The 4593-nt window shown below is 64.6% G+C and carries 1 protein-coding gene; it reads left to right on the top strand.

From position 1 onward, the window contains the following. Positions 1–4593, top strand: a 4593-nt coding sequence (locus K290_RS37755; RefSeq protein WP_028755387.1) for a beta strand repeat-containing protein, incomplete at both ends; no start/stop codon positions are given.

Genomic DNA, 4593 nt, shown 5'->3' with positions numbered 1-4593 from the left:
TACCGAGAAGGGCGCCGGCGTCAACATGAGCGGCGACATGGCGGCCAATGCCGGCGAACTGTCGCTGTCGGCAGACGGCAAGATTTCGATCGGCAATGCCTCGGGCAGCCAGGGCGTCAGCATCACCTCGAAGAACAAGGTCACGGCCATCAAGGTGACCTCGAAGAAGAAGGTCGCCATTCAGGCCGATCAGGGTATTACCCTGCAATCGGTCGCTGCCGACGACGATATCGCCCTGTCTGGTGGCACCGGCCTGCTGAGCGTGACGGGCGACAGCAACAGCGCCGCCAATCTGGTGATGACCTCGGCCGGCGGCATCTCCGCTGCCAATGTGACGGCCGGCGGGACGGCGACGTTGTCGGCCTCGGCTGGCAATATCGCCCTGACGGGGGCTGCCAACAGCACGGGCGCGCTGTCGATCACCGCGACTGCCGGTGCGATCTCGGCCGCCTCGCTTTTGAGCTACAACAATATCGGCCTCAATGCCGGCCTGGATATCGCCGTTTCCGGCACCATCTTCGCTCAAGGCACGATCACCGCCACCGGCCGGTCGATCTCCAGCGGCGCCACCGTCTCCGGCCTCGACATCGCCGCCACCCAGGCAGGTGGCACGACCATGTTGGCCAGCGCTGCCGACCTGCAACTGACGGCGACAGGCGGCGCGGTCAGTGCCGCAAGCCTGCTCTCCTCCGGCAATATCACGGTTGATGGCACCTCGCTCACGGCCCAGACCGTCACGGCGCATGGTAATGCCAACATCAGTGCCACCGGCGCGAGGACGGCAAGCGGTGGCGTGGATATCAGCGGGCAGCTTCTTGCCTCCGGCAACATCGCCATCTCCGGAGCCGGCATTCAGGCGACGACGATCGCCTCCGGTGTCGATTTTGCCGCCACCGCTGCGGCGGGCGGCAATATCGCTCTTGGGTCCTCCGGCACGCTCGATCTAACGGCCGGCGCCGGTAACATCACGGTCGGCACCTTGTTGTCGGCCGGCGATCTCACGGCTGAGGCCGCGCTGCTGCAGTCAAGCAATCTCACCAGCCACGGCAAGATCGGCATCGATGGCGGCGTTGATGTCACCAGCCAGCTGCTCGGTGCCGGCGCTGTTACCATCAACGGCAACGCCAATGGCGTCAGCGCCGATCTTCTCGCCTCCGGCGTCGACTTTGCCGCGACCAAGGCCGCCGGCGGCAACATCGTGCTGGCGAGTAGTGGCGATCTGACCATCAACGACAGCGCCGGCGCCATTCAGGCCGGCACCATCCTTGCAGCCGGCGCGATCGATGCGGTCGGCCAGACGATCACCGCCGATGCTATCACCGGCCACAAGGATATCTCGCTCGCCGGCGCCACCAACACGATGGCCGGCAGCGGTCGCGTCGACGTCAGCGGTCAGGTCCTCGGCGCCGGCAATGTCGGCATCACCGGTTCGAGCATTGCCGCCGATGCTATCGTCTCCGGCGTCGATATCGCCGCCACGGATGCGGCCGGCGGCACGATCGTGCTCGGGGCAGCGGCAGCAGGAACCGGCAATCTGACCCTTGCGGCCTCTGGCGCCCTCGGCGCCGGAACGCTGCTGTCTTCAGGCAATCTCACTGCCAGTGGCGCGACCATCATGGCCGACGATATCTCGGCGCATGACGACATGATACTTGGCGGCGTCATCAATGTTACGGACCAGATTCTCGGCGCCGGCAATGTATCGATCACCGGCCAGAGCTTGACTGCCAAAACCCTCGTTGCCGGTATCGACTTCGATGCCACGAATGCCGCGGGCGGCAATATCGTGCTCACATCCAGCGGCGATCTGACGGTGTCGGTCAGCGGCGGCATGGCGCCGTCGACCGTGCAGGCCGCGGGCGCTATCGACATCGGTGCCGCCACCATCACCGCCGATGCGATCACCGGTCATCAGGACATCACGCTTTCTAGTGCGACCGGCACGACGACCGCAAGCGGTCGCGTTGACATCAGCGGCCAGGTCCTCGGCGGCAGCGACATCAGCATTTCCGGTTCCAGCATTAACGCCGGCGCCATCGTTTCCGGCGTCGACTTTGCCGCGACGGCAGCCGCCAACGGCGGCATTGTGCTCGCCAATAGCGGTGATCTGACGCTTACCTCGACCGGCAATATCAATGCCGGCACGCTGTTGTCAGCAGGCGATCTCAGTGCTTCGGGCTCGGCTATCACTGCCGACAATATCTCGGCGCATGGCGACATGACGCTCGGGGGCGCGATCAGCGTCACAGATCAAATCCTTGGCTCCGGAAATGTCTTGATCACCGGCCAATCTCTCTCGGCGCAGACTCTCATCGCCGGTATCGACTTCGATGCCACAGATGCCGCGAATGGCAATATCATGCTTGGCCAGTCCGGCGACCTGACGGTCTCCGTCAGCGGCGCCGCGTCGGCACCGACCATTCAGGCGGCAGGCGCGATCGACGTCGGTGCAGCTTCCATTACGGCCGACGCCGTCACGGGCCATGGAGATATCAGCCTTTCCGGTGCGACCGCGATTGACAGTCAAGTCCTGGGCGCCGGCAATGTCAGCATCTCCGGTTCCAGTATCAAGGCAGGTACCGTCGTTTCGGGCGTTGATTTCCCTGCGACGGCCGCTTCCGGCGGCAGCATTGTGCTCGCCGGCAGCGGCGATCTGAGCCTTGCCTCGACCGGGATCATCAATGCCGGAACGCTGCTCTCGGCCGGCGATCTCGGTGCCAGCGGCAGCACCATCATCGCCGACAATATCACCTCCCACGGCGACGTGACGCTCGGCGGCGCGATCAGCATAACGGATCAGATTCTCGGCGCGGGCAATGTGCTGATCACAGGCCAGAGCCTCTCAGCCCGGACCCTCGTCGCCGGCATCGATTTCGACGCGACCAATGCCGGCGGTGGCAATATCGTGCTTGGCCAAACTGGCGACCTGACGGTTTCGGTCAACGGCGGCGCGGCGGTTTCGACGATACAGGCTGCCGGCGCGATCGACGTCAGCGCAGCGTCCGTTACTGCCGATGCGATCACCGGCCATAAGGACATCACGCTTTCCGGGGCGACTGATATTAGCGGCCAAATCCTTGGCGGCAGCGACGTCAGCATCGCCGGTTCCAGCATTAAGGCCGGCGCCATTGTTTCCGGTGTCGATTTCTCCGGAACGGCCGCCGCCAACGGCGGCATCGTTCAGACGAGCAGCGGCAATCTGACACTTGCCTCGAGCGGAGCAATCGACGCCGGAACACTGCAATCGGCCGACGCGCTTTCGACAACCGGTACCGCGGTCACTGCCGGTGCCGTTATCGCGCATGGCGACATGATACTCGGCGGCGCCATCAGGGTGACGGACCAGATTCTCGGTGCCGGCGACATATCGATCACCGGCCAATCTCTCTCAGCCCAGACCCTTGTCGCCGGTATCGACTTCGATGCCACTGATGCAGCCGGTGGCAATATCGTGCTTGGCCAGAGCGGCGATCTTTCGGCCTCGGTCAGCGCTGCGGCGGCCGCGTCCACCATCCAGGCGGCCGGTGCTATCGACGCCAACGCTGCGACGATTACCGCCGATGCCATTACTAGCCACAAGGGTATCGCCCTTACCGGCGTGACCGGCACGACGGCGGGCAGCGGCCGCGTGGATGTCAGTGTCCAAATCCTCGGCGGTAGTGACGTCAGCATCTCCGGCTCCAGCATCTCGGCAGGTAGCGTGGTCTCCGGTGTCGATTTCGCCGGGACTGCTGCGGCCAATGGCAATATCGTGCTCGCCGGCAGCGGCGATCTGACGCTTACGGCCTCCGGCGCACTTAATGCAGCAACGTTGCTGTCGGCCGGCGATCTCGATGTCAGCGGCAGCAGCGTCACGGCCGACAGCGTCACCGCCCATGGCGACATAACGCTCGGGGGCGCCATCAGCGTCACGGATCAAATCCTCGGCTCCGGCAATGTCCTGATCAGCGGCCAGAGCCTGACGGTTCAAACCCTTGTCGCCGGCATCGACTTTGACGCCATCAATGCCGCCGGCGGCAATGTCGTGCTTGGTCAGAGCGGTGACCTCTCGGTTTCGGTAAACGGCGGCGTGGCGGCTTCGACCATACAGGCCGCCGGCGCGGTCGACGTCAGTGCAGCGTCCGTTACTGCCGATGCGATCACCGGCCACAAGGACATCACGCTTTCCGGCGCGACGACCGAAAGCGGTCGTGTCGATGTCAATGCCCAAATCCTTGGCGGTGGCGACGTCACCATCTCCGGCTCCACCATCAAGGCCGGCACTATTGTCTCCGGGGTTGATTTCGCCAGAACGGCCGCTGCCAACGGCAACATCGTGCTGACCGGCAGCGGTGATCTGAGCCTTGTCTCAAGCGGCAGCGTCACTGCCGGCACGCTGCTGTCGGCCGACGATCTTAGTGCGACCGGTTCGACCGTCACGGCGGATGCCATTACCGCGCACGGCGACATAACGCTCGGCGGCGCGATCGGTGTTGCCGGCCAAATCCTCGGCTCCGGCAATGTGCTGATCTCCGGCCAGAGCCTGTCTGCGCAAACCCTGGTCGCCGGCATCGACTTCGACGCCACCAACGCTGCCGGCGGCAACATCGTCCT

The organism is Rhizobium leucaenae USDA 9039 (assembly GCF_000426285.1).
In the GTDB taxonomy this organism is placed as follows: Bacteria; Pseudomonadota; Alphaproteobacteria; order Rhizobiales; family Rhizobiaceae; genus Rhizobium; species Rhizobium leucaenae.
The sequence above is the reverse complement of the archived record's forward strand: the minus strand, read 5'-3'. Positions and strand labels throughout refer to the sequence as shown.